The following is an 814-nucleotide window of genomic DNA, read 5'->3' on the forward strand; positions in this document are numbered from 1 at the left end:
CCTGAAAGATGATCAGGTTGATAGGTCTGAGGTGGAAGTGTGGCGACACATGGAGCTGACAGATACTAATCGATCGAGGACTTAACCAATTTGAATGTATGCTTACTGTTATCTAGTTTTGAGAGAATTTTTTTCAAAAAAACTCTTGCTTTTTCTGAAATACATAGTATAATAATACATGTCACTAAAACGTCTGGTGATGATGGCGAAGAGGTCACACCCGTTCCCATGCCGAACACGGAAGTTAAGCTCTTCAGCGCCGATGGTAGTCGGGGGTTTCCCCCTGTGAGAGTAGGACATCGCCAGGCAGACTTCATTCCGCAGTAGCTCAGTGGTAGAGCTATCGGCTGTTAACCGATCGGTCGTAGGTTCGAATCCTACCTGCGGAGCCATTTATGGAGAGCTGTCCGAGTGGCCGAAGGAGCACGATTGGAAATCGTGTAGGCGGTAACCCCGTCTCAAGGGTTCGAATCCCTTGCTCTCCGCCACTAATTATTAATACATAACAAACGAAAAAATACCAGGGCCCGTTGGTCAAGCGGTTAAGACACCGCCCTTTCACGGCGGTAACACGGGTTCGAATCCCGTACGGGTCACTTATATGATGGAGGATTAGCTCAGCTGGGAGAGCATCTGCCTTACAAGCAGAGGGTCGGCGGTTCGAGCCCGTCATCCTCCACCATTATTATCGCGGGGTGGAGCAGTTCGGTAGCTCGTCGGGCTCATAACCCGAAGGTCGCAGGTTCAAATCCTGCCCCCGCAACCAAAAATTAAATGGTCCGGTAGTTCAGTTGGTTAGAATGCCTGCCTGTCA

5 tRNA genes and 2 rRNA genes are annotated in these 814 nt (G+C 49.6%); all 7 read left to right on the forward strand.

The window, feature by feature from the left end:
- Positions 1–89: ribosomal RNA gene (locus RUW00_RS22715) — 23S ribosomal RNA — on the forward strand; the annotation flags it as partial.
- A gap of 103 nt (positions 90–192) precedes the next feature.
- A 5S ribosomal RNA gene (gene rrf, locus RUW00_RS22720) occupies positions 193–308 on the forward strand.
- A 9-nt stretch (positions 309–317) separates the two neighbouring features.
- Positions 318–392: transfer RNA gene (locus RUW00_RS22725), tRNA-Asn, on the forward strand.
- A 5-nt stretch (positions 393–397) separates the two neighbouring features.
- Positions 398–488: transfer RNA gene (locus RUW00_RS22730), tRNA-Ser, on the forward strand.
- A 36-nt stretch (positions 489–524) separates the two neighbouring features.
- Positions 525–596: transfer RNA gene (locus tag RUW00_RS22735), tRNA-Glu, on the forward strand.
- A 10-nt stretch (positions 597–606) separates the two neighbouring features.
- Positions 607–682: transfer RNA gene (locus RUW00_RS22740), tRNA-Val, on the forward strand.
- Positions 683–689: 7 nt separating this feature from the next.
- A tRNA-Met gene (locus RUW00_RS22745) sits at positions 690–766 on the forward strand.
- Positions 767–814: the final 48 nt, after the last annotated feature.

The sequence above is a fragment of the Bacillus sp. IS1 genome (assembly GCF_032461585.1).
Classification (GTDB): Bacteria; Bacillota; Bacilli; order Bacillales; family Bacillaceae; genus Bacillus; species Bacillus velezensis.